The sequence below is a fragment of the Streptomyces ossamyceticus genome, assembly GCF_001418475.1.
In the GTDB taxonomy this organism is placed as follows: Bacteria; Actinomycetota; Actinomycetes; order Streptomycetales; family Streptomycetaceae; genus Streptomyces; species Streptomyces ossamyceticus.
Genome location: NZ_LIQX01000807.1, coordinates 1 through 2579, shown reverse-complemented (window position 1 = coordinate 2579; position 2579 = coordinate 1). Strand labels below are relative to the sequence as shown.

Annotated in this window: 4 protein-coding genes; all 4 read left to right on the top strand. The window is 69.6% G+C overall.

The window, feature by feature from the left end:
* Positions 1–175 precede the first annotated feature (175 nt).
* Positions 176–685 (top strand): ribosome maturation factor RimP, encoded by a 510-nt coding sequence (rimP, locus tag AOK15_RS39125; protein WP_055523734.1) that lies wholly within the window; start codon positions 176–178, stop codon positions 683–685.
* 2 nt (positions 686–687) lie between these two features.
* Positions 688–1674, top strand: a complete 987-nt coding sequence (gene nusA / locus AOK15_RS39120; protein ID WP_055523732.1) for a transcription termination factor NusA — start codon at positions 688–690, stop codon at positions 1672–1674.
* A gap of 137 nt (positions 1675–1811) precedes the next feature.
* The gene (locus AOK15_RS39115; protein ID WP_079058947.1) at positions 1812–2090 is read left to right on the top strand and encodes a YlxR family protein; all 279 of its coding nucleotides are present in this window, start codon (positions 1812–1814) and stop codon (positions 2088–2090) included.
* A 147-nt stretch (positions 2091–2237) separates the two neighbouring features.
* A partial coding sequence (locus AOK15_RS39110; protein WP_205632301.1) for a translation initiation factor IF-2 N-terminal domain-containing protein occupies positions 2238–2579 on the top strand: 342 nt, incomplete at its 3' end.

Here is a 2579-nt window from a genome sequence, read left to right as displayed (position 1 = left end):
CGCGCCCCGCGCGGGGCGCGGGGAACCGCGCGACCGGCCGCGGACAACCCGCTCGCGCCAACGGACCACGTCCCCCGAGCAGGCGGGCGGACGGCAACACCCCAGCGGAGCGGCTACCCTTTGAGCTGACACGCGCCCTACCCACAACAGCACACGCGGCCGAGGAGTCACCCGGATGAGCACCACCCAGAGCGAGAGGCTGCGAGAGCTGCTGGAACCCCTCGTACGCTCCCAGGGTCTGGACCTCGAAGAGATCGCGGTGGACGCGGTCGGCCGCAAGCGGGTGCTGCGCGTGACCGTCGACTCCGACGAGGGCGCCGATCTGGACACGGTCGCCGACGTCAGCCGCGCGCTCTCGGCCAAGCTGGACGAGACGGACGCGATGGGCCAGGCGGAGTACACCCTGGAAGTCGGCACGCCGGGCGCCGAGCGCGCCCTCACCGAGCACCGCCACTACCGGCGGGCCGTGGACCGCCTGGTGAAGTTCCAACTCCGCGAGGGCGGGGAACTGATCGCCAGAATCCTGACCGTGGACGACGACGGCCTCGACCTCGAGGTGCCCGGAGTGAAGGGCCGCAAGGCCACCACCCGCAGGCTCGCCTTCGACGAGATCGACAAGGCCCGTGTCCAGGTCGAGTTCAACCGCAAGGACAAGAAGGACATGAAGGAAGAGGAGGAGGCGTAGCCGTGGACATCGACATGAGTGCCCTCAGGGGCTTGGTGCGGGAGAAGGAGATCTCCTTCGACCTGCTCGTCGAGGCGATCGAGGCGGCCCTCCTCATCGCCTACCACCGCACCGAGGGAAGCCGCCGCCACGCGCGCGTGGAGCTCAACCGGGAGACCGGCCATGTGACCGTGTGGGCGAAGGAGGACCCCGAGGACCTGGAGGAGGGGCAGGAGGCACGCGCGTTCGACGACACCCCGTCGGACTTCGGGCGCATCGCCGCCACCACCGCCAAGCAGGTGATCCTCCAGCGTCTGCGGGACGCGGAGGACGACGCGACGCTCGGCGAGTACGCCGGCCGCGAGGGCGACATCGTCACCGGTGTGGTCCAGCAGGGCCGCGACCCGAAGAACGTGCTCGTCGACATCGGCAAGCTGGAGGCCATCCTGCCCGTGCAGGAACAGGTCCCCGGCGAGACGTACCCGCACGGCATGCGACTGAGGTCGTACGTCGTTCGGGTGGCGAAGGGTGTGCGCGGTCCGTCCGTCACCCTTTCGCGCACACACCCCAATCTGGTGAAGAAGCTCTTCGCCCTGGAGGTGCCGGAGATCGCCGACGGCTCCGTCGAGATCGCCGCCATCGCACGTGAGGCCGGTCACCGCACGAAGATCGCTGTCAGGTCCACCCGTTCGGGCCTGAACGCCAAGGGCGCCTGCATCGGCCCCATGGGCGGCCGCGTGCGCAATGTCATGGGCGAGCTGAACGGCGAGAAGATCGACATCGTCGACTGGTCCGACGACCCGGCCGAGATGGTCGCCAACGCCCTCTCCCCGGCCCGGGTCTCCAAGGTCGAGGTGGTGGACCTCGCGGCCCGCTCCGCGCGGGTCACGGTTCCCGACTACCAGCTGTCGCTGGCGATCGGCAAGGAGGGCCAGAACGCCCGCCTCGCCGCCCGTCTCACCGGCTGGCGCATCGACATCCGCCCGGACACCGAGCAGCCGTCCGAATAGCCGAGGAGGGCCGGCGGGCGCATGATCGGGAATAGATCCAAGCCGCAGGTCGCTCAGATCACGTCAGTTATATGCGCGGCAACTGTTCGATTCTTGCCCCAAAGGGGTGAGGTCGGTGCGGGGAGGTAGACTTAGCAGTGTCTGGCCGGACGCGTGCCAACGCATGCCCTGAGCGCACCTGTGTGGGGTGTAGGCAACGAGCGGCCAAGACCGAGCTGCTGCGGGTCGTGGCGATCGAGGACGAATGTGTCCCCGATCATCGCGGTACGCTGCCCGGCCGGGGTGCGTACATCCACCCCGCCCTGGTCTGTCTCGACCTGGCGGTTCGCCGCCGGGCGTTCCCGCGGGCGCTCCGTGCCCCGGGACCGCTCGACAGCGCGGCGTTGCGCCTCACCGTCGAGCAGGCAACACAGTAAGACGCGTCGCATGGAACCTCCGTGCGGCCCTGGTACCCCGCGAGTTGGAAGTAGGTCGAGATTGCGATGAGCACTCGATGAGCACGCGATGAGTACGCCCATGAAGTAGAGACGGTCCGGCGTCAACCCGGACCTAAAAGGAGCGAAGTGGCTAAGGTCCGGGTATACGAACTCGCCAAGGAGTTCGGGGTTGAGAGCAAGGTCGTCATGGCCAAGCTCCAAGAGCTCGGTGAATTCGTCCGTTCGGCGTCCTCGACGATCGAGGCGCCTGTAGTACGCAAGCTGACTGACGCCCTCCAGCAGGGCAGCGGTGGCGGCAAGCCCGCCCCGCGCAAGGCCGCCCCGGCTCGTCCGGCGGCCCCCTCTCCGACGCAGGCCGCCCGTCCGGCTGCCCCGCGTCCGGGTCCGGCGGCTCCGAAGCCGCCCGCCGCGGAGAAGCCCGCGGCGCCGGCCCCGGGTCCGCGCCCCGTGCCCGGCCCGAAGCCGCCG

Excerpts from the sequence above, each read along its gene's own strand:
- rimP (WP_055523734.1), top strand. The coding sequence starts at position 176 with ATGAGCACCACCCAGAGCGAGAGGCTGCGAGAGCTGCTGGAACCCCTC.